Here is a 24,461-nt window from a genome sequence, read left to right as displayed (position 1 = left end):
ACCGGGTCGCCGCGCCCCGCCGGAGACTCAGTAGTCGTAGCGGCGGCGCTCGCGCTCGCGTTCGCGCTCGGGTTCGGGCTCGCGGGACCAGCCACGGACCCACTCACCGGCCGACGGCTCCTCCGGCTCGGCCGGCAGCGCCCGGCGGCTGTAGCCGCGCTCGTCGTCGCGGCTGTCCCAGTCGGCGTCCTCGGGCGCGGGGCGCCGCGTGCGCGGCTCCTCCCAGCGGTCGTCGGCGGCCCGACGCGGATCGTCGCGGCGCGGGGGATCGTCGCGGCGCGGTGGATCGTCACGTCGCTCGTCGCGGCGCACGGCGGCCCAGCGGTCCTCGATGCGCATCTCGGTGCCGCTCTCGTCGCTGTGGACCGCGGCGCGGCGCTCGCCGACGCGCAGCTCGCGACCGCGGTCGTCGGAGCGCACGGAGGCCCACCGGTCGCCGGAGCGCATGCCTGCCCAGCGGTCCTCACCGTCACGCTCGCCCTCGAACCGGTCGCGGGGTGCGACGACCTCGCCGTCGACCTCCCGCTCGCGACCTGCGCTGGCGAGCCGCTCCCGCAGGCGCTGCTCGGTCCAGGACTCCTCATGCTCGGCCCGGCTGGGCTGCGGCTGGCGGGTGCCCCACTCGGTGCCGCGCGGGGCGGCGCCACGGCGGGCGTCCTCGGCATGAGGGTCGACGATGGTGGAGCGGGTGGTGACCTGCACGGTCTCGGTGTGCCGGACGATGCCGGGGCCACCGGGGACGATCGGCGGTCCGCTCGGCCGCGCGACGGGCGGGGGGCCCGTGTGCTGCGGCGGCGGAACCGGGTGGTGCACGGGTGTGTGCTGCTGCGCCCGGGCCAGCTCGGCACGGATCGCCTCGAGCTGGCCGCGCATGTGCTCCACGTTGTCCTGCAGGTACTGGAACTTCTCACCGAACTGGCGGTGCGTGGCGCGCGCGGCGGTGGTGATGTCGGCGCGCACGTCCTCCCGCAGGATGTCGATCTCGTCGAAGATCGTGTCCTCGAGCTCAACCTTGATCGATTCCGGCTGGGGCCGCAGGGCGAGCGAGAGTCCCATCAGGATGATGCTCAGCAGGGCGATGCCGACAGCGGCCCGCAGCGAGCCATCCCCGTCTCCGACCAGCAGAAACAGGGCGGCGATCGGAGCCAGTCCGACCCCGGCCCAGAAGAGCGGGGTGAGCAGTCGCGCACCCTGCCGTTCAGCGGTTTCGGTAGTAGGCGGCATGGCTGAGCAGCCTACCCACTAGGTTGGCCTTTGCAAAGGACCGAACCTAGTCAACAAAGCGCTGGATCAGCTGTTGAGCAGGTAGTCGATGAAGCGCGCCCGGATGAGGGGCTCCTGCTCGCCGTAATTGTGCCCGGTGAACTCACGCCACAATCCGACATAGTCGTCGACCTGGGGGCCGATGTCCCCGAGGGAGTTGTCGCCGACCTCGGCCTCCGTCGCGCTCGGCAGGTGCTGGAAGAGGTCCCAGAAGAAGCTCACGTCACGCTCGGACTTCGCCTTCGCGAACGCGAGCTCGCGCAGGTCCTCGGTGGTGTGGGCGTCCAGTTCGGCGAATGTCGACATGGCGCTGAGCTTACAGAGCGCCCGTCGGCGGGTGGTTCTACCGCCCCGCTGTCCAGCGGTCGTCGGGCCACGGGTCGGGCCGGTTGGCCGCGGTCTGCTGGGCCGGCAGCGTCGCCGACCAGCTCCCCGTCGTCTCGGTCGCCCAGCTCGTCGAGGCCTCGGCGGTCCACTCCTCCTCGTCGACGTTGGGCATCGGCCGCCCGAACGTCTCCACGAGCCGCGTCACCACGAGACCGGCCGCGACGGTCGCGGCCGCCACGGCGTAGAGCGAGAGCTTCCAGCCGGCCGCCTCGCCGAACCAGATGACGAGCGCGACGGCCGTGGTGGCGAGCACCGTGCCGAAGACTCCGCCCCGGCGGCCGAAGGCGCTCACGCCGCCGAGCATCGCCACACCGAGCGCGATGCCGGTCAACTCCAGGCCGAGGGTCGGCTCGACCTTCGGCGAGAGCCCGGCGAGGAGTACGCCAGCCACCGCCGCCAGCACCGTCGAGCCGACGAGCGCCGCCGCGGTGACGAAGCCCGCGAAGGTACCCCGCCGCAGCGCCGGATCGCCGACCGGGCGGAACCGGCCCACCCCTCGGCGAACGGATTTGATGGTCCCCAGGGTCGCCGCGAGCAGCGACAGGATGACGAAGCCACCCGCGTAGTAGAGGGCCCGGTCGGTCGGGTCGTACTCACCGGCGACCGTCACCGGACCGGAGTGGCGCTGGATCCAGACGATGACGGTGAGCGCGGCGACGAGACTGCCCGCCCAGCCGGGTACGTGGAAGCCGACGACGAGCACCGCGATCACGGCGCCGACGGCGGCGGCGAGCGCGACGGCCTTCAGGGTCGTCGGAACGACACCGTCGTTGCCGTGCTGCGCGAAGAAGAGTGCCGAGGCGATCGCGACCGGGCCGACGGCGAGGTTGACCGCCCCCGTCCGCAGCGACATGGCCCCGGCGAGCGCGAGCAGGCCGATGGCGGAGCCGAAGACGAGCAGCCGCTGCAACGAGTCCCCCGTGACCGTCGCGCGGTGCTGGCTGAAGAGCAGGTAGCCGAGGATGGCGATGCCCACGAGCAGCACCGCCTCCCAGGCGAAGTGCACCGCGAGCCGGTCGCGGCCGGGATCGCCGTGATCGGGATCGTCGAAGACATCGTCCAGCGCCGCTGCTGAGACACCGTGCCGTGCGGCTGGGATGCCGGCACCGCCGAGACCGGCCGGGGACGCGCGGAAATCAGGCTCCTCTCGGAAGCCGGGTTCGCCGCGGAAACGCGCCGGGTCGGTGTGTTCGTCGTAGGCCATGCCCACGCCCTCCCGTCGGGAACGCCACTGGCCGTCGGGGTACGGCCAGGGGGTCTCTGCGTGGCGAACCTACCGGGCGAATCGTATTCGCAAAAGCCCTACGTCGGGGTTTCCTCATCATCGGGGCGCTTGGGCACCCGGCACGAATGCTCCAGCCAGAGAGCCGCGATGACCAGCACAATCGCGGCGACAACGGTCGCGATCGTTTCAGGTAGGTCTCTATCCGGATAGATCAACCGACTGCGCTCCAGCAGCAGGTAGATCAGCACGCCGACCGCGTACCCGCCGAAGAGCGCACCGACCACCGACGATGCCTTGGCGAGCACGACGAGCCTCGCCATCTGCAGCGGCTCGACCGGCGGCCGGCCCGGCTTGCGGGCGATGCGGGCGGCGGCTCCCCGCGCCAGCACCATCTCGGTGAGCCCCAGGACGAAGAGGGTGCCCGCCAGCAGCCACGGCGGGATCGGCATGCTTCCGTAGTCGGAACTGATCAACACCCAGGAGACCGAGGCCGAGGCCAGCGCCGCTGCAACCAGCGTCGCCGGGCTGGTGGGCCGGAGCACCGGCTGAGGTTGGGTCACCGCGCTAATCTAGCGCGCCCTGCGGGGCTCCCTCGCTTCGCTCGCTCACTCCTCGTGCCAGCGCTCAATCCAGCGTGACATCCCGACGAGCCGTCATGCTCATGACGTCGGAGGCGACCGGTTCGGCGAGCACCAGATCGTTGACCCAGCCGTGTCCCGGCAGGCTGGCGTAGGGCTGGATCTCCAGCCACGGCCGCAGCACGAAGGCCCGCAGGTGGGCACGCGGGTGCGGCAGCGTCAGCTCGGGAGAGTCGCGCACAACCGGCGCGCCGTCGTCGGTCCAGGCCGCGATGAGATCCACATCGAGGGTACGCGGACCGAAGCGCCGCGCCTCGTCCCGGACCCGACCGCGACTCGCCTCGATGCGTTGCGCCTCGGCCAGCCACTCCTCCACCGTCCGGGTCGGATGCGTCACCAGCGCGACCGCGTTGAGATAGGACGGTTGGTCGGCGTCCCCCCACGGCGGCGTCTCGTAGACCCCGCTGACCACGACGAGCTCGTCGGCGAGCTGATCCACCGCCGCCCGCAGGTGCGCCGCACGGTCGCCCAGGTTGCTCCCGAAGGCGAGCAGCACTCGGGTCATCGCTGCTCGCCGCGCCGGCGCTCCATCGTCACGCTGACATCGGTGAAGCTGTGCGGGATCGGCGCCGACGGCTTGTGCACCGTGACGATCGCCCGCTGAACCCGTTCATCGACGAGACACGCTTCGACGAGCCTCGTCGCCAGGGTCTCCAGCAGGTTCACCGGCGGGCCCGTGACGATCGCGACGAGCGCGTCGGCGAGCTCGCCGTAGTGGACCGTGTCGGTGACATCGTCGCTGTTCGCGGCCTTCGTGAGGTCGAGGGAGAGAACGGCGTCGACCACGAAGTCCTGGCCGTTCTCCCTTTCGAAGTCGAAGACGCCGTGCCGGCCGAAGGCACGCAGCCCGGTCAGCGTGATCGTGTCGGTCACGGTTCCTCCTGCGTCCTGCGCCACACGGCGAGTGCGTCGACGGTGTCCTGCACGTCGTGCACGCGTACCCCCCAGGCGCCCGCCGCGATCGCGATCAGGCTGGTGGCGACGGTCGCGGCCGCGCGCTGGTCGGCGGGCCTCGGCCGCCCCTGGTCGTCAGCGAGCAACGCGCCCAGGTAGCTCTTGCGGCTGGCACCGAAGAGGACGGGGAAGCCCAGGTCGACGATGCGATCGAGGTGCTTGGTGAGTGCCCAGTTGTGCGCGGCGGTCTTGGCGAAGCCCAGCCCCGGGTCCAAAATGATCACCTCACGCGCGATCCCGGCCGCGAGCGCGGCGTCGACCTGCTGCGACAGCTCGTCCCGGACCATCTGGACCACGTCGTCGTAGACCGCGAGCGCCTGCATCCCGGCCGAGTGCCCCCGCCAGTGCATGATCACGTAGGGACAGCCCAGCGACGCCACGACCGGCAGCATCTCGGGATCGGCGAGGCCGCCGGAGACATCGTTGACGACCGCGGCACCCGCTTCGACCGCGGCCGCGGCGACGGTGGCCCGGGTCGTGTCCACACTGGTTGGCACACCGGCCTCGGTCAGAGCCCGGATAACCGGGACGACTCGGTGGATCTCGGTCGCCGCGTCGATGCGCTGGGCCCCCGGCCGGGTCGACTCACCGCCGACATCGACGAGACCTGCCCCTTCGTCGTGAAGTTGACAGCCGTGAGTGATTGCCGCGCCCAGGGAGTCGTAACGGCCGCCGTCCGAAAAGGAGTCGGGGGTGACATTAAGGATGCCGACCACCATTTGCGGCGCCATCACCACGGGCGGTGACCAAATCATGACGATCACGCTACCCGGCGGGTTGTTTGGGGTCCTGAGGGGTCGTAGGCTCTTCGCATAACTGAACCGGAAGCGAGACACGACGCCGGGCCCGGGCGCAGGTTACCCGGCATAGCGGTCGGATGCTGGAAGGCTGTTGTCTGGCAACTACCAGGGCACATGTCAACGGCATCGGGGAGGGACACGCAATGATCGTCTCAGAGCTTGCTCACACCATCTGGCAGGAGACAGCAGCGCTGATCGCGTTTGCGCCGACACCCACGCCCAAGCCCGGGATCAACACCGACGGCGTCATCGGCTTCTTCGTCAAAAATATCGTGCCGATCCTGCTCGCCGTTCTCGGCATCATCTTCATCGGCCGGGCCAGCAAGGGTGAGATCTCCAAGGTCCTCACCAGCTCGGCGATCGCGATCGTCGGGTTGGCCTTCATCGCCGGAGCGGGTGCGCTCTTCTTCTTCGGCGAATACCTCGTCACCCTGATCTTCGGATAGTCGGCGGCCGCCCATGCGACTGAGGACTGACGACGACATCTACCGGGCGAGGCTCGTCTACCTGGGCCCGCCTGGATACACGCTGCCCGTGCAGCTGCCCTACGCGCAGTACGGGCTCTTCACCCTCCTCGTGCCGCTCTTCGTGGGCATCCACTACCTCTTCACCTTCAAGGTCGAGGTCTTCCCCGCGTGGGAGATCGCGCTCGCGATGGTGACCACGTCATACGTCTTCCGCCACGTCGACCCCGACCGACCGGCCCGCATGGTCATCCGGACCGCCCTGACCGACTGGCGGCGCAGCCGGCAACCCGACCAGGAGCAGCGCGACCCTCGTTTCGTCGCCCGCCGGGTCCACGTACGCGAGAGCATCCGGTAAAGCCGATGACGACTGACGACATGGAGATCACGGAGATGACGGGGAACACCACTCCGCCACCCCGCCGCTCGCCCGACGAGATCGAGTCACCATTCCTCGACCTCTTCGACGCTGACGCACCCATCCCCAACGCCGTCGCCGTCCTCCGCAGAGGCGGCGCCGCCCGTGTCGTCGACGGCACGACTGTGCCCTCAGCGCCGCCACAACAGCCGCAACAACAGCCGGCTCCGGCACCGCAGCCGCAGCCCCGCGCCGCCGCGACGCCACCGCCGATCAGGGTCACTCCCCCGGTCGCCGCACCGCCTGTCAGCGGCCCGCCGTCGGCCGCGCGTCGCGAGGCTCCCGGTCGGCACACCCGCCCGGCGCAGCAGCCGCCGCAGCGCCGTGGCGAGGAACCGGCGATGGCGCCCCGGCAGCCCGAGCCCGCTCCGCAGCGGCGATCGGCTCCGACGGCCCCGCCCCGGCGTACCCCGCCGCCTCCGCCGCCCAGCTCCACCGGGAAGAAGGCGCCTCCGCCGAAGGCACCCAAGACGAAGGATCGTGACCCGTCCGTCGAGCTCGCGATGACCGAGATCGCCGGGCACCTGACGTTCACGCCGCACGCCGTCACCGCGTGGTACTGGGTGCCCGAGGTCCGCTGGTCCTTCCGACCGGACGCCGAACGGGAAGCGCTCCTCGACGCCATCGCCGAGCAGTACGCGGGGCTTGCGGGCTTCCGGCTGCACATCCGGCGTACCACCCAGCCTTTTCCCTCCGCGGCCTGGGCGCGGACCGTGGACCAGCTCACTGCGCGGCCCCTGCCCAACGTCGAAGGTGCGACCTCCTGGTCGGACCACCTCGTCGCGGCGCAGCGCCACCTCATGGAGATCAACCACGCGGAGGGCCGCACCTACCTCGGGGTGACCTTCGCCCGCCGGTCGATCGGCGACTCCTGGGTCGAGAAGCTCGCGCGAGCCTTCGGCAAGGGCACCTCCAACGGCGAGCGGACCAAGCTCGGCAAGGCCGTCGAGCAGTTCGACGAGGTCCTCGGCGCCTTCGGTATGCGCGGCCGCCGAGCCAGCGCCACCGAGCTGGAGTGGCTGCTCTACCGTTCCGTCGCGCTCTGCATGGACCCGCCCGGACCCGAGCTGCTCACCGTGCAGCACGGCCAGTGGCAGGCCGGTGACCTGCTCGCGCTCACCGAGCAGATCGAGCGCTACCGCACGCCCTACGGGTCGACCGTCAAGCTCGTCAACCGGATCACCGGCGAGGAGCGGCACGTCGCCGTACTCACCGTCGGCCGGATGGAGCCGCTGGAGATCCCGGAGCGGCACGAGCCGTGGCTGCACTTCCACGAGCGGCTGCCCTACTCCATGGAGCTGTCGTCCCGGGTCGACATCCTCGGCCAGTCCGACTCCTTCAAGAACCTCGAGCAGCGCCTGCGGATGATCCGCTCGCAGCAGCTCGACTACATGGAGCACGGCATGGACGCGCCGCCCGAGCTGGAGCGCCTCGCCAAGCGCGCCCTGGTGATCGGCGACGAGATGACGACCGGCCTGCCCGTCGACTCCGCTCGCGCGCACGGCTGGCACCGCATCGCGGTCGGCGGCGACACCCGCGAGGAGTGCCTGGAGCGCGCCCGCAAGGTCATCCAGACCTACGGCCGGGAGATGCGCATCTCGCTGCAGCACCCCAAGCAGCAGGAACTGCTCGCCCGCGAGTTCATCCCGGGTGAGCCCATCGCCAACTCGGGATACCTGCGCCGGATGCCGGTCAAGCTGCTCGCCGCCGCGCTGCCCCAGGCCGCGTCGACGGTCGGCGACACCCGCGGCGACCTGATCGGCCGCACCGCCGGCACGTCACGCCGCCCGGTCTTCCTCGACCTGCACTTCCCCATGGAGGTACGCGAGCGCTCCGGCCTCGGTGTCTTCGTCGCCGAGCCCGGTGGTGGCAAGTCGACCCTGCTCGGTGCCCTCGGCTACCTCGCCGCTCGGCGCGGTGTGCGGGTCACCCTGCTCGACCCGTCCGGTCCGCTCGCCCGGCTCGCCAGCATGCCCGAGCTGCGCCCCTTCTCCCGCGTCATCAACCTGACCGGATCCGAGCAGGGCACGCTCGCGCCTTATGCGCTGATCCCGACGCCCACCCGCGACGAGTTCAGCGCCGACGCGAGTGGCGACCGCGAGTTCGACATCGCCGTCTCCAACGCCCGCGCCGAACGCCGCATGCTCGTCCAGGACATCGCCTCGATGCTCGTCCCGCCGCAGGTCGCCCGGGAAGCCTCCACGGCGACCCTGCTGCGGCACGCGGTGCGGACGGTCCCCGCCGAGGAGACCTCCACCCTGGACGACGTCGTCGAGTGCCTCCGCAACGTCAGCGACTCCGGCTCCGACGGCCGGGAGCTCGCCAACCTGCTCCTCGACACCGCCGAGATGCCGCTCGCGCTGCTCTTCTTCGGCTCGCCGCCACCCGGCCTGCTCGATTCGAACTCGGCGCTCACCGTCATCACCATGGCCGGCCTGCGACTGCCCGACCTCAAGATCGAGCGCGAATACTGGTCGGCTGAGGAAGCCCTCGCCCTGCCGATGCTGCACACCGCACACCGGCTCGCCGTGCGGCGCTGCTACTCCGGCGACATGCACCAGCGCAAACTCGTCGGTCTCGACGAGGCCCACTTCATGGAGGGTTGGCGCTCCGGGCGCTCCTTCCTGGTGCGTCTCGCCCGCGACTCGCGTAAGTGGAACCTCGCGGCCCTGGTCGCATCGCAGAACCCGAAAGACATTCTCGGTCTCGATGTGCAGAACCTCGTCTCGACAGTGATGGTCGGGCGCATCGCCGAGGACAGTGAAATCGCTTCCGAGGCGCTCCGGTTGCTCCGGGTGCCGACAGATGTCGGCTATGAAGCGGTGCTCGCGACGCTGTCGCAGGCCGATGGCGGCTCGTCAGCGCGCCTTGGATACCGCGAGTTCGTTGTACGCGACGTGGACGGTCGTGTGCAGAAGGTAAGAGTCGACGTCTCCTACGTGGAGGGGCTGCTCAACGTGCTGGACACGACACCCACAGGTTCCGCCGAAGCAACCAAGGCGGGGTGAGCCCGGTGACGCGTATCCGCGCAGGTGTCCTGGCACTCCTCGTACTCGCGATCGCAACCCTCTTCGGCACTCCCGCTGCGGCAGCCCACTCAAGCCTGCCCACCGCAGCACCTGGCGACGGCCTCTGCTCAGTCGAGGAATGGCGAAATCTTGGTATCTCTGATTTTGATGAGTGCGTAAATCGCCTACAAGATGTTGCAGCATCGCGTGCACAATGCCTGACTGCTCCAACACCAGCCACACCCGACTCCGGATTTGCTGGCTGGTTCGCATCCGAACCTACGTGGAACGCTGGGCAAGGTAGCGGACGTGGCCGATACAGCCTGTATGGCTACGCTGGATATGACTACACTACCTATGATATCGGCTGCGCTCAGACCCTTATGCACCCGGACTACAAGTTCGAGAACACGGTCGCCAATGGCGAGTTGATGATAGCCACAGGCGTGGTGGCTGGCGCAAATGCACTACGTGAACGCTCATGGGACCCGGGTGAAATGTGGGCGTGGGCAGACCCCCTCGTCGAGAACTCCACAAAAGCAATCTACGACAAGGTCTTCACCATATTCGGTGTTATCACTTTGGCAGTTGTGGGTCTGTATTTGATATGGCGTTCCCGACGGGCGGAGATGTCCGGCGCCATGACAACCGCAGGTTGGGCAATTTTCGTGATGATAGCCGTTACCGCGATTGCCGCCTGGCCTGTTCATTCTGCCAACGTCGCAGACTCAGTACTTACAGGGACACTCGGCGTAGTACATGATGCCATAGGTCCGTCCAGCCCCGTTCCCCCCCAATGTGTCGGACACGAAGCGGAACCTCGCTGTATTGACAATCGCCCACCTGCAGTTCGGGCTGGGGATACCGCCGTGGATACACTGCTCTATCGCAATTGGCTACGCGGGGCATTAGGTTCGGCCGACAGCGAGACAGCGCAGAAGTACGGGCCGGTCCTATACAACTCAAAATCGATGAGCTGGACCGATCTGGAACTCCTTCGAAGCACTCCCGACGCCACGACTCGGCAGAATCTTCGCGACAGCATCGTCCGCGAAAAGCAAGGTCGGTGGATGCGGGTTGCGGAGCAGATTAAGACTGAGGATCCGGAGGCCTACTCCTACCTGCAGGGGACGAAGGGAATGGAGCGGATCGGCGCTGGTTTCGTCGCGATTCTCTCTGCCCTTAGCTTTGCGCTCTTCGATATCGTTGCCTCGCTGCTGGTGCTGCTTGGGTTCCTGATCTTCCGGTGGGCGGTCATAGCCACACCGGCGCTCGGTACGGTGGCGATGCTCCGTCCGGCCAGTGCCGGGCTACGGCGCCTCGCTGGTGCTGTGCTCGCGGCGGTATTCAACATCGCCATCTTCGGCACAGGTGCCGCCGTCTACCTCTCCGCCGTTGACTTGATCATGAATACCCCCAGCCTGCCCGGTTGGCTACAGGTCACGCTAATCCTGCTCTGCGGTGTCGTCGGCTGGATCCTGCTCCGCCCCTATCGCCGCATCACACAGCTCGGCGGCGCGCCAGCCACCCAGGGCTGGGGCAAAGCGCTTCTTCGTCCCGCTGCCGCAGCTACGGCTGCTGCGGTCGCTCCGCCAGCCGTGGCTGCCGTTGTGGCTGCTGGTCGACCGGAGGCGCGAAAGGAAGGGCAGGCAGACAACCGTGGGGCCGTCGATACGCCGCCGATGCGCGTCGAGGTCGGTGGTGGACGGTCGGAAGGCGTACCCGAGCAGCGTCGTTGGCGTACCGCCGACTTGCCTGAAGCGGCACCGGCCCAGGTTCTGTACCGACCGACCGAGACCGCACCGGAGCCGGCGCCGAGCCGGCCCGCGACGCGCGTCGAAGCGAAGTAGTCATGCGGGCCACCCTGGCCGGGCTGCTGCGCTCCCGCGTAGGAGTCGCAGTGGTGCTGCTCGCCCTGGTGCTGTTGGTCGTCGGTGTGTTCCGGGTGTTCGGCGCCGCGCCACAATCGCCGGTGCAGGGAGGCCCTCGATATACCGAGTTGCCGACCCTGGTGACGCATGAGCCTGACGACGGCGTCGCTACCCCACCGCCCGTGCAGTCACCTTCGGTCGCCCCCGGGGCAGCGAACCCCGTGGACGTCGCTGCGTCATTCGCTGCAAGCTGGGTGCAGGGAACCCGCTCGGCGTCCTCCTGGCTCGCAGCTTTGCGCCCGCACTGCACAGAGCATCTGCTGGAGCAGCTCAGGGATGTCGACCCGTCCTCAGTGCCCGCGAGCAAGGTGACAGGCAAGCCCACCTTGATCCCCCGAGCCTTCACCTACGCCGAGGTCAGCATCCCGCTCGATGCCGGAGTGCTGAAGCTCCGACTGCTCGGTCCAGACGGCCACTGGTACGTGGACGGCGTTGACTGGGACCGGTCATGAGCGACGGACATCTCGACTTCGCGCCGGCCGGTATGCGGGATGAACGCCGCAGGCCGCGGATCGGGCTGTGGATCGCGCTGACCGCAACCCTCGCTCTGCTCTGCTGCGGTGGCGGGATCAGCGCGCTGTTTCTCGACCAGCTCAGCGGAACGAACGCGGCATCGGCAGCATTCACCTGTGGAAAAGCAGGTGTCGTCGACATCAACAGCAAGATGCCGCGGATCGGTCCCTACAGCGAGGACCAGATTCGAAACGCCGCGATCATCATTACCGTCGGGCACGAGATGAAGGTGCCGCCGCGGGGCTGGATCATCGCCGTAGCGACCGCTATGCAGGAGAGCAGCCTCACCAATCACGGCTTCCTCGGCGACCGCAACGACCACGATTCGCTCGGACTCTTCCAGCAGCGGCCGAGCCAAGGCTGGGGAACTCCGGAACAGGTGATGGATCCCCGGTATTCGAGCCGGAAGTTCTACCAGAAGCTGGTCACCATCTCGAACTGGGCGACCCGACCGCTCACCGAGGCGGCTCAGGCCGTTCAACGCTCGGCATTTCCCGATGCGTACGCCAAGCATGAGAGCCTCGCGACCACGATCGTGAACACGCTGGCGGATGGTGCCGGACTTGCCCCTGGAACCATCTCCGTCGGCGACCTGCGCTGCGCCAACCCGGGTGAGATCGCAGCCTCCGGCTGGACCTCTCCGGTGCCGGATGGCATCGTCTCCGGTTTCCGGACCTCCTCCCGACCGACCCACAATGGCGTCGACCTCGGTGCGTCACGCTACGACCAGATCCACGCTGCAGCGGCCGGAGTCGTCATCGTCAGCAAATGCGATGTCGGCAACTGTGACCGCGACGGATCTCCGTCGACCCCCGGGTGCGGATGGTTCGTCGACATCCTCCACGCCGATCAGATAATCACCCGGTACTGCCACATGGTCCGCAGGCCCTTCGTCCGTGTCGGCGATCGGGTAACGGCGGGCCAGGTCATCGGACAGGTGGGAACGTCCGGACACTCCAGCGGGCCGCACCTGCACTTCGAGACCCACCTGGATGGCGACCGCTCCGGCCGGGGCGCTGTCAACCCGGTCTCCTTCATGGCTGCCCGCGGAGCCCCGCTAGGGTCCGGGGAATGAGCGAGGCGGACTTTGCTGCTTGGGCATCGGAATGGCGGAGTGCGCCGGCGCCCATCGTGCCCGTGCCGGCGTTATCAGTTCCGCCATCGGCCCTGCGCGGTGAGCGCGTCATCATCGGGCTACCGGGACACGGTTGGCGGATGGACCTTCGGGCCGACAGCCTCGTCACTCGCGGATCCCACAGCCTGGTGCCGGTCATGCCGGAGGCGGAGTGGTACCGATCCGAAGAGGACCGGCTGGAGGTCTTCGCGTCGTTGATACCCGCTGAGCGGGTGTGGTTGGAGACGCTGCGTAGCGATCTGCCGACCCATGGGCCCGGGCATCCCGGGGAGCCGCCCTCGACGCTGGTCTCCCTTGACTCGCCGGCCATCCGGATCGCTGCGCACGCTCGCGAAGTCGGCCACCTCACCGGTCGTCGGGTGGTGGCTGTCGGGCCGGACGGCGAGGAACGAGGGCTGCGGGCGGTCACCGAGGCCTACTCAGCGGGGCATGACCGCGTTGAGGTACGGGTCGCGAAGGAGTCCGACTGGTATCGGTGGGCGACAAACGGGAAGCTGCCGCCCACGAGACCTGTCGAGGTTACGGAGCTGTGGGTTGAGTAGTAGACGGTGATGGAGTCGGCGTAGGTATGGGGTCAGGCAGGCGTTCAGCACCACAAACCCGCCACCCATCGTCCTGAACCATCGTGAATTTCCAGTGCTGCCTATCTTGGGTAGCGCCACCGCTGCCTTGTTGCAAGATTTCCAAGTCTGCGTCAACCCTTCCTGAACCATCGCGAGAAAGCCGCGCTAGCGAAACCTGAGTTGAGAGATTGAACTTACGTTCGTCAGACTCTAAAGAGCTTCTCAATTCGAGAATAGACATTAATCCTTGACTATTTTCACACGAGTATATTGCAGCCTTTGCATCGTCACGCCTGTTTAGCACTGCCACAATATACTCACGAACCACCACTTCTGGCTGGGAGCGGTCGACCTTTGTGGCCTGGTCATAAATCCGAAATGTCAACCCGGCACCCCCAAGCACAACAAGACCCGTGGCAACTAACACAAAAACTATAATTCGTCGCGTTTTGCTGCTGCGCCTGTCTTCATCTGCCATGTTATAAGAATACGACTAATGACTACTTGGCGGACACTAGACACCCAGGAAAACTGATCAATCTCGTCACCTACGTTGCCCACGAACGCAAACGCTGATAGACAAATAGCAATAAAAACCATCTATCAGACACGTAATTTTACCCAGCTAGCATCGTTGACTAATTGAGTATCAAGCCACTTAACCGCCCTGCGTCTCGTATTGGGACGGAATCTGTCGCCGCGTACATCTTGACCACTCGCATCCGTTGTCCACCGATTCCGTATCGTCCGCCGCCAGCAGTACTCGCAGTCGCTATTAGAACATCGCCAAGCCGACCAGCCAGCAGACCGCGCCTCCGCGTCGGACTCATTCGACACCCGGCTGCAGCTCGACATTTGCATCCGCCTTGAGCTTTCGGCGAAATGCCGAAGTCCATCCAGGTCGATGGGAGTCGATATGGGTACGGGATTGCGATCCATGATTGCCTCCCGCCAGCATGGATGACGTAGATCGTGGCCGAAAAAACGATGAGTATCGACACGCATCCGCTGCGTCGCCAGCCTCCGCGTTACGGCAGGCGGCTCATCGCTTCTCCAAAACGCCCGTGGTCAACCTTCCGTAGAGTGCGCTGGGTGACCGCGATGAAGCCCGGCGTGTACGAACACCTCATGACCCGAAGCCTCGACGAGCTGGTCGAGAGCGTGTCCGACACAGAGCTCGTCAAAGTCAGGTCCCTGGATCCGGTCGACGCCGATGTGCCGCTGGCCCGTCATATCGCAGCGCTCACCCGCAAGGCTCTGCGAAGCGTCCGGGGTGAACCCGACGAGAGGCTGAGCCGGCAGCTGGAGATCGTCAATAGAGTGACGGAACTCCTGATCGAGCTCGCCCCCGAGGTGGTGGCGCCGGAGGCGATGGTCGCCGCCAGCAGTGAGCTGCTCGCGATAGCCGCTCGACGGGAACTCGGCGGTACCGTTCACTTCCCCGAACGCCCGATCGTGCCCCTCAACGCGAGCGCGCTCCTGATGAACGGCCACGGTCAGCCTCAGATCGGCTTCGAGCTGCAGCGCGAACTCGCCTCGACTCGCTCCGTCGACCTGCTCTGCGCCTTCGTGAAGTGGAACGGCGTACGGGTGTTGGAACGGCAGTTGGCCGAGTTCATGGAGCGCGGCGGCCGGCTCCGGGTCATCACGACGACCTACATCGGCGCCACGGATCGGATGGCTGTGGATCGGCTGGTCGAGCTGGGTGCGCAGGTCCGTGTCTCCTACGAGACGAAGATGACCCGGCTGCACGCGAAGGCCTGGCTGTTCCACCGGGACAACGACCTTTCCACCGCCTATGTCGGTTCGTCGAATCTGTCGAAGTCGGCGTTGAGCCATGGGCTCGAGTGGAACGTGCGCCTCGCCGAGGCCGAGCAGCCCCACCTCATCGACACGTTCGCGGCGACCTTCGACAGTTACTGGGACGACGCGGCATTCGAGCCCTATGACCCGGCCCGCGACGGTGAACGGCTGACCCGGGCCTTGGCGAAGGAGCGAGGCGGATCGAGCGTAGAGATCGATTTCGCGGCTGTCGACGTCCGGCCGTACCCGTTTCAGTCGGAGATCCTGGACGGGTTGGACGCGGAGCGGCAGGTGCACGGGCGCCATCGCAATCTCGTGGTGATGGCGACGGGCACGGGGAAGACCATTGTGGCGGCGCTGGACTACCGGCGCCTGGCGGCGACGGGACAGGTCGGTTCGCTGCTCTTCGTCGCGCACCGCCGGGAGATCCTGCAGCAGAGCCGGGCGACGTTCCGGCTGGTCATGCGGGATCAGGAGTTCGGCGAGCTGCTGGTGGGCGAGGCGAAGCCACGGGATGGGCGGCATGTCTTCGCCTCGATCCAGGCGCTCAGTGCGGCTGCACCGGACCAGCTCTCGCCTGACGACTTCGACATGGTCATCATCGACGAGTTCCACCATGCCGAGGCGCCGACCTACCGGGCGCTGCTGGACCGGCTGGCGCCGAAGGAACTGCTGGGGCTCACCGCGACGCCGGAGCGCGCTGACGGCCACCACGTCAAGGAGTTCTTCGACGGCAGGATCGCGGTCGAGCTGCGGCTCTGGGAGGCGATCGAGCGAGGGCTGCTGGCGCCGTTCCAGTATTTCGGCGTACACGATGGGGTCGATCTTCGGTCTTTGCCCTGGAGGCGAGGCTACGACCAGGCCGCGCTCTCCCAGGTCTACGCCGACGACGGCGGCCGGGTGGGCGTGGTGCTGGAGGCGCTGCGGCGAAAGGTCGGCGACCTGGGGAAGATGCGGGCGCTGGGGTTCTGCGTCGACGTGCGACATGCGGAGTTCATGGCGGCGAGGTTCAACGCCGCGGGTGTCAGCTCGGTCGCCGTCACGTCGGCAACCCCCTCGGAGGTACGCGCACAGGCGCTGCGGGATCTGCGAAAGCGTGACATCAAGGTGATCTTCTCGGTGGACCTGTTCAACGAGGGGGTCGACATCCCCGAGGTCGACACCGTGCTGTTCCTGCGGCCGACCGACAGCGCCACGGTCTTCCTGCAGCAGCTCGGCCGTGGTCTGCGGCTCGCCGAGGAGAAACCCTGCCTGACCGTCCTGGACTTCATCGGCAACCAGCACCGGTCCTTCCGGTTCGACCGCAAGCTGCGCGCGCTGACCGGGCTGAGCCGGACCCGGCTGGTGGCGGAGGTCGACGAGGGCTTCGCCACCCTGCCCGCCGGTTGCGTGATCGACCTGGATCGGGACGTACGCGAGATCGTGCTCGACAACGTCAAGCAGGCCCTCCGGTTGAGCTGGCCCGACCTGGCCAGGGAGCTGCGTCACCTCGGTGACGTGCCACTCGACCTGTTCCTGCGGGAGACGGGGTGGGAGCTGGAGGACCTCTACCGGCGCCGGGGCGGGTGGACCGCGCTGCGCCGGACAGCGGGGCTCATCCCGGCAGAGGTCTCCCCGTCCGACGAGACGCTGGGCAGGGCCTTCGGGCGCATGCTGCACATCGACGACGACGAGCGGCTGACGTTCATCGCCGATGTCCTCGACGGGCGGCGGCCGGCGGCATCGAGGGAGCACAGGCTGCTCGCGATGCTCGACGCCGCGCTGTGGAACGGCACCGGCGAACCGTCCGAGGTGGAGACGAGACTCGCGCGGCTGCTGGAGAACACCGAGCGGTGCGGGGAACTCCGATCGATTCTCGGCCTGCTGCACGAGGAGATCCACCGGGTGACCCCCGGTGTCGATGCCGAGGTGCCGCTACGGGTGCACGCCCGGTATTCGAAGAACGAGGCACTCGCCGCCTTCGGGGTGGCCAAGCCGGCGAACATGCGCGAGGGTGTGCGATGGGTGGCTGAGCACCAGGCTGACCTGCTCTTCGTCACGATCGACAAGGCCGAGCAGCACTACTCGCCGACCACGCTCTATCACGACCGGGCCATCACGGAGCGGCTGTTCCAGTGGGAGTCGCAGAGCACCCTCGGCATTGCGACGCCGACCGCGGAGCGGTACCTGAACCAGCGGGCGCGGGGCACGTCGGTGCACCTGTTCCTGCGGGAGTCCAAGCGCGACGAGGGTTGGGGAGCACCGCCCTACCTTTACGCCGGGCCGATGAGCTATGTCTCGCATGAGCGGGATCGCCCGATCCGGATCGTGTGGCAGCTGGAGCGGGCGCTACCGGGAGACGTCTTCCACTACGCCGCGGTGGGCTGAGCTGGTGGCATTGCTCGGTCGAGAGCCTCACCACCAGCTCAGATCACGGTCTACTTTTCCTTCTTCTTCACGAAGCGGCCGACTCCGGGAACGCCCTCGATGAGGCCCTCCGCGTCGAGGATCAGCACGGCCTGGTTGACCACGGTCGCGCTGACGCTGTACTGCGAGCAGAGCTCCGCGGTGGAGGGGATCTGTGCTCCGGCCGCAAGTTCACCGGAGGAGATCTTCTCGCGGATGTCAGCGACGAGCTGACGGTACTTGGGACTCGACATGTAGTTCTACCTTCCTCGAACTGGCCCCCTGATCGCACCACGAGGTGACCATGGGTGGCAAGTAGTCACTTTGAAGCGTTGACCTGATGCGGTTTCTTATCATAACATTAGGCACGGAGAACGTCGATTACGCAAGTAAAGGTTTTCCAACACCGGGTGACCTGCAATAACGGCTGGGCACCAGAGTCACGGGGATGCCATATCTGGCCCTTCACCTGGCTCTACCGGCGCGTCACCCCTCCTGTCGGATCTCTGACGTACATCACACTTATAGACCATATTGTTGCCTGGAGTTATGTCAAGTGTCAGTAGCACGCGCTGTGCCAAGTTCGCTCGCTCCGCTCCTGCGCGATCTGGAGATCGACAGGCCGGAAATCGTCACGATCGAGGACCTGGATCGCCGTCGGCGGCAGCTCGGGATATCGCTCCAGCCGGGTGAGATCGCCCGGAGACTGCGGCGTTTGGGCTGGTTATTGCCCCTACGTGTCAGAGGTGCCTGGGAGTTCGCACCGGCCGACCGGGGCGCGGCGATCGCCGTCGGCGACCCATTCATCGAGGTGCGAGCGCTCGCCGCCGTTCGATCGGAGACCTTCGTCGGCATCGGCTTTGAATCAGCGGCCTTCCTTCGCGGGTTCGCCGCGAAACCACCGGCGCGAGAGGTGATCGTCCTCGACGAGGGTGCCGCCGTGATCCGGGCTCTCAGCATGTTTCGCCTGGTCAGGCTTACCTTGCCGAGGGAGGCGTTCGATCCGCTGCGTGGATTGCCGGTGCAGACCGCCGACGGATTGATCTCATCGATATCGATCCGTCCGGACGGCTTTCACAACTGGGCGGGCCTTTCTGTCTGGTTGCCGACAATTGCGACGCAGGTCGACACCGCTACCCAAAGCCGTCTCCTCGCCGGGCGCAACGCGAGCGCCTGGAGCCGGGCCGCCTACCTTCTCGGGCGGGGCGGCAACGATGTCGTCGCCGATCGGCTGCTGGCTCGCCGCCCGCCCGGCCGCGGACCGTTCTATCTCGGCCCGCGAACCAATCGGGGTCGTTACGACGCGGCGACGCAGGTCGTCGACACCGTCGGCCTGATCCGCCACCCGGCGATCGTCGACGAAGGCCCGGTCCCGACAGCGGAGACAGCGGAGAGCGACGAGCGCACGGTCGCACCCGGAGAAGGCACGCGGCCGGGCAAGCCGACGACGGACGAGAGCGGCGTGCCAGGATGAGGGGCGTGAAGATGGGGACTCTGGAGACGCGTCCGGCACCGGACGCCACCGAGCTGCTCGCGGCCCCGGTCGCCAAGGCGCTCACCGGCCTCGACGGCGATGTCTACGTCGCGCCGATCGATCCGACCCTCGCCGACACCGCGGCCTTCTGCGAGGCCTACGAGGTCGGCCTCGACGTCTCCGCCAACTGCGTCATCGTGGCGGGCAAGCGGGGCGACCGGGTGACCTACGCGGCCTGCCTCGTGCTCGCCACCACCCGGGCCGATGTCAACGGGACGGTCCGCAGGCTGATCGACGCCCGCAAGGCGAGCTTCGCCCCGATGGACGACGCCGTCGAGCTCACCGGCATGGAGTATGGCGGGATCACCCCGATCGGCCTGCCGTCCGAGTGGCGGATTCTGATCGATTCCAGGGTGGACGCCACGCCGTGGGTCATCATCGGCTCCGGCATCCGAGGCAGCAAGATCCTCATCGAGGGCGCGCTGCTCAAGAAGCTCCCGAACGCGGAGGTCATCACCGATCTAGCAGCATAATGTCCGGTAATGAATAGGATTGAGCTGCTCTTCCTCGCCGTCGGCGCGCTCGTCGTCGCCATGCCGTTGGCGAGCAGGCTCAACCTCCCCTATCCGGTGCTGCTGACGATCGTCGGGATCGGGGTGGCGCTCATTCCCGGCGTACCCCCGATTGAACTTGATCCTGACCTGATCCTGCCGGTGCTGCTGCCGCCGCTGCTCTGGACGGCGGCGAGTCGGACATCCTGGACGCACCTCAAGGCCAACATGCGGCCGATCCTCGCGCTCGCGGTCGCCCTGGTGATCGTGAGCGCGTTCGCCGCGGCCGCGCTGATCACCCGGCTGATCCCGGGGGTGCCGTGGCCGTTGGCGTTCGCGGTGGGTGCGGCGATGGCGCCGCCGGACCCGGTCGCGGCGACAAGCGTCGCGGGACGGCTCGGCCTGCCGCACCGGATGGTCTCGGTGATCGAGGGAGAAGGGCTCGGCAACGACGCGACGGCCCTGACGCTCTTCAACACCGGGCTCGCCTCGGCGGCGGTCGGCGGGACCATCTCCTGGGTCGCCGCCGCCGAGGAACTCGTCGTCTCCAGCATCGGCGGTGTCGCGATCGGGCTGCTCGTCGCCCTGATCGCGCGCAAGGTGCTGGACTGGGTGACCGACGCGACGCTGGCGGGGGCGTTCAGCGTGGTGCTGCCGTTCGGCGCCTACGCCGCCGCCGACGCGGTGGGCGCGAGCGGCGTGCTCGCGGTGCTGGCGACCGCGATGGCGGTGGCGGCGGTCCGGTTCCAGGTCCTCGACGCGGAGGCACGCCTGGTCGGCCGGGCGTTCTGGGAGATTCTCGACCTGCTGCTCACCGCGTTCGCCTTCATCCTTATTGGACTCGAACTCCGGCCGATCGTCCAGCACGCCAACGGATCGATCAAAACCTCCATCACCGCCGGCATCGCGGTGTGCGCGCTCCTCATCGGGGTACGCCTGGCGTGGCTCCTCGGCGCCGGCCTGCTCGCCGACAACCTGCGCCTGACCAGCCGCCCCACCCCCGCCAACTGGCGCGAAGCACTGGTTCTGGGCTGGGGCGGGATGCGAGGTGTCGTGACGATCGCCGCCGCGCTGAGCCTCCCGACGAACCTGCCGCACCGCGCGGAGCTGATCCTCGTCACCTTCGTCGTCGTCATGGGCACCCTCGTGCTGCCCGGCATCACCCTGCCGTGGCTGGTCAAGGTACTCAAGGTAGGCGGCATCGACCGTGACGCCGCCCAGCGGGAGATCGCGGTGCGGGTCACCGAGGCGATGGTGAGCCGCCTCGACGAACTTCGGGACGAGAACGAGATCAGTGCGGAGGTCGCGGCGGCCTGGCGCGAGCGGGCTCGCAACCTCGTCGCGGCATTGAGCCCCGGTGGGGAGGCCGATCCCCGCCTCGCCGACAACGTCAAGCGGATGCGGCGGCATCGCGAGGTGAGCGGAGAACTCTTCGCGGCGGCTCAGGCGGAGGCGTTGCGGCTGCGGGAGGATCGTGACTTCGACCCCGGCGCCGTCGATGCCGTTCTGGGTTATCTGGACCGCCGACTCCTGGTGCACTGACTGTATTTCTGGTTCGCTCCGCTCCCGCACGCCCCTATGCAGCGCCTTCCCTCGTCGCTACGCTCCTCAGTCCAGGCACTGCGGCGTGCTCCGCTGCGCTCACTGGCACAATTTTCGTGCCTGCTGAACACCGGTTGCGACATTCCCCGACGGAAGCACGCCTCTGCTGGGAAAAAGCGCTACGGTTCCCCGGAGCACAAGCGAGACGATAAGGGGGGCGGGGTGTGAACGAGCGCATCGATCAGGCCGCCGGGCTGCACCGGCACGCCGCCGCCGTCACCGCCGCAGCGGCGATCGCACTCGACAACTATCTGCCGTCGCCGCGACCCGATCTCGCCGAGCAGCACGAGCTCGCCGCCCGATTGCGTTCCGCCGCTGAGCATCTCGCTCCGGGCTGGCTCGGTGCGCCGCTGGACGCGCTGCCGTCGACCACTCCGCTGGGCGGCAGCAGGCGCCCCGAGTTCGTGCGGATCGGCACCGGACAGCCGCTCGACGACGCGACGTTTCCCATGCTGGTGCCTCTGCTCGGCACCGGCCACCTGACCTTCAGCGCCGACGCCCGCGACCCCCGGGTCGGCGGCGTGCTGCGCTCCATCGTGCTGCGACTGCTCGCCACGGCACCGGCCGGCACCCTGATAGTGCGGGCGATCGATGCGACCGAGTCGGTCTTCCGGTCGTTCCAACCGCTCGCCGACGCCGGGCTGATGCCCCTGGCGGTCGCCGATCGCGACGGGCTGCGCGCGGTGCTCGCCGAGGCGGAGCACTGGTGCCGCCCGACCCGGCCCGAGAGCGACCCGAAATCGGCTCGCGAGCGCAAGGCGAAGCCCCGCCGCCGGGACCGCAGCATGCTGCTCGTCATCGCGAGCCTGCCGAGCATGACCGGTGCGGGCGAGCTGGCCCGGATCGCGGCGCTGGCCCGGACCGGACCCACGCACGGCCTGCACCTGGTCGTCGCGGGCTGGCCGGGCGCCGCACTGAGCCCCGAGACCACGCAGGAGCGACTCGCGCTCGCCACACCGATCAAGGTGAAGAACCCGCACGTGCTGGTCGGCAATCCGCCCGGGGCGGCCTACTCGATGGGGCGCAGCCTCAACGTGCCGGTCTATCTCGACCCGGAGCCGCCGGTCGAGCTGGTTCAGCGGGTCTGCGAGGAGCTCGGAGCGAGCTTCACCCAGCAGGGCGCGGTGCACCTGCTCGATCTGCTCCCCGATCCCGATCACGGCTGGTGGGCCGAGTCGGCCGCGGCCGGGCTCAGCGTCAGCGTCGGCCTCGCCGGGGACACCCAGGTCAGCCTGCACTTCGCCGACCTGACGCCGCACTGGCTGGTCGGCGGGCGTTCCGGCGGCGGCAAGACTGCCTTCCTCATCGACGTCCTCTATGGACTGGCGACCCGTTACGACCCCGAGGAGCTCGCGCTCTACCTCCTGGACTTCAAAGAGGGCGTCTCCTTCTCCGAGTTCATCCCGACACCGCGCGACCCGAGCTGGCTGCCGCACGCCTTCGCCGTCGGCATCGAGAGCGACCGGGCATACGGCCTCGCGGTGCTGCGCGATCTCGACGCGGAGATGAGCCGCCGGGCCACCATCTTCAAGAACGCGGGCGTCTCCCGCTATGTCGACCTGCGCAACCTCGGTGAGGTGCTGCCCCGGATCGTCTGTGTCATCGACGAGTTCCAGGTGCTGCTCGCCGGGACCGACCGCACCGCCACGGAAGCCGTCGCGCTGCTCGAATCCGTCGCGCGCAAGGGCCGGTCGTTCGGGATCCACCTGATCCTGGCGTCGCAGACCGTTCGCGGGATCGAAGCGCTCTATGCCAAGCGGGACTCGATCTTCGGCCAGTTCCCGGTCCGGGTGGCGCTGCCGGGCGGCGCAGACGTGCTGGAACCCAACAACGACTCCGCCGCGACCCTTCAGCTCGGCACGGCGATCGTCAACACGGCCGGTGGGCTCGGCGGTCCCCGTGGCGCGAGCCGGGCGCACGAGAAGCTCGTCCGCTTCCCCGATCCGCACGCCGACCAGCAGATCCTCACCGCGCTGCGGCAGCGGCTCTGGCAGGCACGCTCCACCGAGGACACCCCGCCGATCGTCTTCAGCGGTTTCGCGGCCCAGCACCTCGACGACGACCCGACATATCAGTCGCTGCGCCTGGACGCCCGGCTCTACTCGAAGTCGCAGCAGCCGCGGGCGCTGCTCGGGCGACGGGTCGACGTGACGATGACGACGGCCGATTTCGCCTTCGACTCCTCGCCCGGACGGCACCTCGCGGTGCTCGGCCCGTCGGCTGATGGGGCTGACGTACTCGAAGCGGCCGTTCGATCCCTCGCCGCGCAGCACGAGCCGAGCACCGTCCACTTTGTGCTCGCACCGCTCGTCGCCACCGAGCACGAGCGGGTCTTCGCGCTGGCCGAGGACCTCATCGACATGGGACACCCCGTCGAGACCGTGGACAAGGTGGGGCTCGCGGACACGTTCGAGCGCGACGACGCGTACCTGGTGGTGTGGGGCATGGACACGGCCTCGGCCGATCCGCGCGGCATGCTCCGGGAGGGTCCGGCTCGCGGCCTGCACCTGCTCGGCTGGTGGCGCCAGCTCCGCCGCTTCAGCGAGGACATCGGCGGCAGCTCCGGCCGCGAGGACGTGGCCGGCCTCGTCTTCCTCAACGCTCCCGCGCAGGAGGTCTCGCTGCTCGTCGGCACCAACGTCGAGTGGGAACCCCGCCGAGGACGCGCTCTCTTCCATGACCGCCACACCGGGGAGACCTCGGTGATCGTGCCCTACACCGGAGCGTCCTCGTGACCGGACCCTGGCAGGACTACCTCTCCGCCACCCAGCGACTCGACGCGGTGCGGCGCGAGGCCGCGGAGGTCGTCGCCGCGGAGGCCGCCGCGCTCACCGCCGCCCGAGAAGAACTCCCGGCGGTACGCGCACGGCTGGCCCTGCAGCACCAGCGCCTCGTCGAGGTCGCCACTGCGGGCGGAGGCGCCCCACCACCGCTGATCCCCACCCAGGTCGACACGGCGGCGGCCAACCGGCAGGTCGCCGGGGGTCCCGTGGTCGTGCTCGCCGCGCTGCGCCAAGCACGCTCCACCGTGGACGTCGCCGACGCCGCCATCGCCGCCGGGGCACCCGCCGGGAAATTCGACCTGCGACCGCTGCTCGTCTACGGCCCCATCGCGCTGCTGCTCCTGCTCTTCCAGGCCTATCTGCTGGTCGTCGTCGATCCGCGACCGGGCACCCTCCTCCTCCTGGTGCCCTGCGACGCGCTGCTCGCCGTGCTCGGCTGGGGTATAGGTTGGCTGCTCGTCGCACCGATCCTGAAGACCAAGCAGCGGGCGGGCGGCCTGGGCGCGATCGTCTGCGCGCTGCCGGTGGCGCTGGTCATGCTCGCCTTCCTCGTCCGTTAGGAGC

Annotated in this window: 22 protein-coding genes; 13 read left to right on the top strand and 9 right to left on the bottom strand. The window is 68.1% G+C overall.

Features of this window, described 5'->3' with window-relative positions; genetic code table 11:
* Positions 1-27: 27 nt before the first annotated feature.
* From F4553_RS23130 to folP, 7 genes are all read right to left on the bottom strand, one after another.
* A complete protein-coding gene (locus F4553_RS23130; protein ID WP_184839209.1) occupies positions 28-1,224 on the bottom strand; it encodes a hypothetical protein in 1,197 nt (398 codons plus the stop codon).
* Positions 1,225-1,290: 66 nt separating this feature from the next.
* On the bottom strand, positions 1,291-1,569 hold the full coding sequence (locus F4553_RS23125) for a hypothetical protein (protein WP_184839207.1): 279 nt from the start codon (positions 1,567-1,569) through the stop codon (positions 1,291-1,293).
* Between the two features lie 37 nt (positions 1,570-1,606).
* On the bottom strand, positions 1,607-2,854 hold the full coding sequence (locus F4553_RS23120) for an ABC transporter permease (protein ID WP_184839205.1): 1,248 nt from the start codon (positions 2,852-2,854) through the stop codon (positions 1,607-1,609).
* Between the two features lie 98 nt (positions 2,855-2,952).
* Positions 2,953-3,435 (bottom strand): DUF3180 domain-containing protein, encoded by a 483-nt coding sequence (locus F4553_RS23115; RefSeq protein WP_312875316.1) that lies wholly within the window; start codon positions 3,433-3,435, stop codon positions 2,953-2,955.
* Positions 3,436-3,499: 64 nt separating this feature from the next.
* On the bottom strand, positions 3,500-4,018 hold the full coding sequence (folK, locus tag F4553_RS23110) for a 2-amino-4-hydroxy-6-hydroxymethyldihydropteridine diphosphokinase (protein WP_184839203.1): 519 nt from the start codon (positions 4,016-4,018) through the stop codon (positions 3,500-3,502).
* Positions 4,015-4,386, bottom strand: a complete 372-nt coding sequence (gene folB / locus F4553_RS23105) for a dihydroneopterin aldolase (RefSeq protein WP_184839200.1) — start codon at positions 4,384-4,386, stop codon at positions 4,015-4,017. Before folB ends, folK begins: the two co-directional genes overlap by 4 nt.
* Positions 4,383-5,222 carry a dihydropteroate synthase gene (gene folP, locus F4553_RS23100; RefSeq protein WP_246466480.1) on the bottom strand — a complete coding sequence of 280 codons (840 nt, stop codon included), beginning with the start codon at positions 5,220-5,222 and terminating at the stop codon, positions 4,383-4,385. The genes folB and folP overlap by 4 nt, the downstream gene beginning before the upstream one ends.
* A gap of 188 nt (positions 5,223-5,410) precedes the next feature.
* Here folP and F4553_RS23095 point away from each other — a divergent pair, with 188 nt between their 5' ends.
* From F4553_RS23095 to F4553_RS23070, 7 genes are all read left to right on the top strand, one after another.
* On the top strand, positions 5,411-5,713 hold the full coding sequence (locus F4553_RS23095; protein ID WP_184839198.1) for a hypothetical protein: 303 nt from the start codon (positions 5,411-5,413) through the stop codon (positions 5,711-5,713).
* Positions 5,714-5,726: 13 nt separating this feature from the next.
* The gene (locus F4553_RS40210) at positions 5,727-6,089 is read left to right on the top strand and encodes a hypothetical protein (RefSeq protein ID WP_221469983.1); all 363 of its coding nucleotides are present in this window, start codon (positions 5,727-5,729) and stop codon (positions 6,087-6,089) included.
* On the top strand, positions 6,002-9,157 hold the full coding sequence (locus tag F4553_RS23090; RefSeq protein ID WP_221470404.1) for an ATP-binding protein: 3,156 nt from the start codon (positions 6,002-6,004) through the stop codon (positions 9,155-9,157). Before F4553_RS40210 ends, F4553_RS23090 begins: the two co-directional genes overlap by 88 nt.
* A 5-nt stretch (positions 9,158-9,162) precedes the next feature.
* Positions 9,163-11,007, top strand: a complete 1,845-nt coding sequence (locus F4553_RS23085) for a DMT family transporter (protein ID WP_184839194.1) — start codon at positions 9,163-9,165, stop codon at positions 11,005-11,007.
* Positions 11,008-11,057: 50 nt separating this feature from the next.
* A complete protein-coding gene (locus F4553_RS23080; protein WP_184839192.1) occupies positions 11,058-11,540 on the top strand; it encodes a hypothetical protein in 483 nt (160 codons plus the stop codon).
* Positions 11,537-12,676: a M23 family metallopeptidase gene (locus F4553_RS23075; RefSeq protein WP_246466478.1), complete on the top strand. Its 1,140-nt coding sequence runs from the start codon at positions 11,537-11,539 to the stop codon at positions 12,674-12,676. The genes F4553_RS23080 and F4553_RS23075 overlap by 4 nt, the downstream gene beginning before the upstream one ends.
* 140 nt (positions 12,677-12,816) lie before the next feature.
* Complete coding sequence (locus tag F4553_RS23070; protein WP_246466477.1) at positions 12,817-13,278, top strand: hypothetical protein; 462 nt, start codon at positions 12,817-12,819, stop codon at positions 13,276-13,278.
* Here F4553_RS23070 and F4553_RS23065 read toward each other — a convergent pair.
* Positions 13,256-13,777 (bottom strand): hypothetical protein, encoded by a 522-nt coding sequence (locus F4553_RS23065; protein ID WP_184839187.1) that lies wholly within the window; start codon positions 13,775-13,777, stop codon positions 13,256-13,258. The genes F4553_RS23070 and F4553_RS23065 overlap by 23 nt on opposite strands.
* Positions 13,778-14,400: 623 nt before the next feature.
* Here F4553_RS23065 and F4553_RS23060 point away from each other — a divergent pair.
* Positions 14,401-17,469, top strand: coding sequence for a DUF3427 domain-containing protein (locus tag F4553_RS23060; RefSeq protein ID WP_221470402.1), 3,069 nt, complete (start codon positions 14,401-14,403; stop codon positions 17,467-17,469).
* A 50-nt stretch (positions 17,470-17,519) separates the two neighbouring features.
* Here the strand turns inward: F4553_RS23060 and F4553_RS23055 are convergent, their stop codons facing one another.
* A complete protein-coding gene (locus tag F4553_RS23055; protein WP_184839183.1) occupies positions 17,520-17,741 on the bottom strand; it encodes a winged helix-turn-helix domain-containing protein in 222 nt (73 codons plus the stop codon).
* A 320-nt stretch (positions 17,742-18,061) separates the two neighbouring features.
* Here F4553_RS23055 and F4553_RS23050 point away from each other — a divergent pair, with 320 nt between their 5' ends.
* From F4553_RS23050 to F4553_RS23030, 5 genes are all read left to right on the top strand, one after another.
* On the top strand, positions 18,062-18,961 hold the full coding sequence (locus F4553_RS23050; protein WP_184839181.1) for a type IV toxin-antitoxin system AbiEi family antitoxin: 900 nt from the start codon (positions 18,062-18,064) through the stop codon (positions 18,959-18,961).
* Positions 18,962-18,972: 11 nt separating this feature from the next.
* The gene (locus F4553_RS23045) at positions 18,973-19,494 is read left to right on the top strand and encodes a YbaK/EbsC family protein (protein ID WP_184841092.1); all 522 of its coding nucleotides are present in this window, start codon (positions 18,973-18,975) and stop codon (positions 19,492-19,494) included.
* Positions 19,495-19,503: 9 nt separating this feature from the next.
* Complete coding sequence (locus F4553_RS23040; protein WP_184839179.1) at positions 19,504-21,054, top strand: cation:proton antiporter; 1,551 nt, start codon at positions 19,504-19,506, stop codon at positions 21,052-21,054.
* 224 nt (positions 21,055-21,278) lie between these two features.
* The gene (locus tag F4553_RS23035; RefSeq protein ID WP_184839178.1) at positions 21,279-23,849 is read left to right on the top strand and encodes an FtsK/SpoIIIE domain-containing protein; all 2,571 of its coding nucleotides are present in this window, start codon (positions 21,279-21,281) and stop codon (positions 23,847-23,849) included.
* A complete protein-coding gene (locus F4553_RS23030; protein ID WP_184839176.1) occupies positions 23,846-24,457 on the top strand; it encodes a hypothetical protein in 612 nt (203 codons plus the stop codon). Before F4553_RS23035 ends, F4553_RS23030 begins: the two co-directional genes overlap by 4 nt.
* Positions 24,458-24,461 lie beyond the last annotated feature (4 nt).

This window comes from Allocatelliglobosispora scoriae (assembly GCF_014204945.1).
In the GTDB taxonomy this organism is placed as follows: Bacteria; Actinomycetota; Actinomycetes; order Mycobacteriales; family Micromonosporaceae; genus Allocatelliglobosispora; species Allocatelliglobosispora scoriae.
Note: the sequence above shows the minus strand (reverse complement) of the source record. Positions and strands in the feature narration are given on the sequence as shown.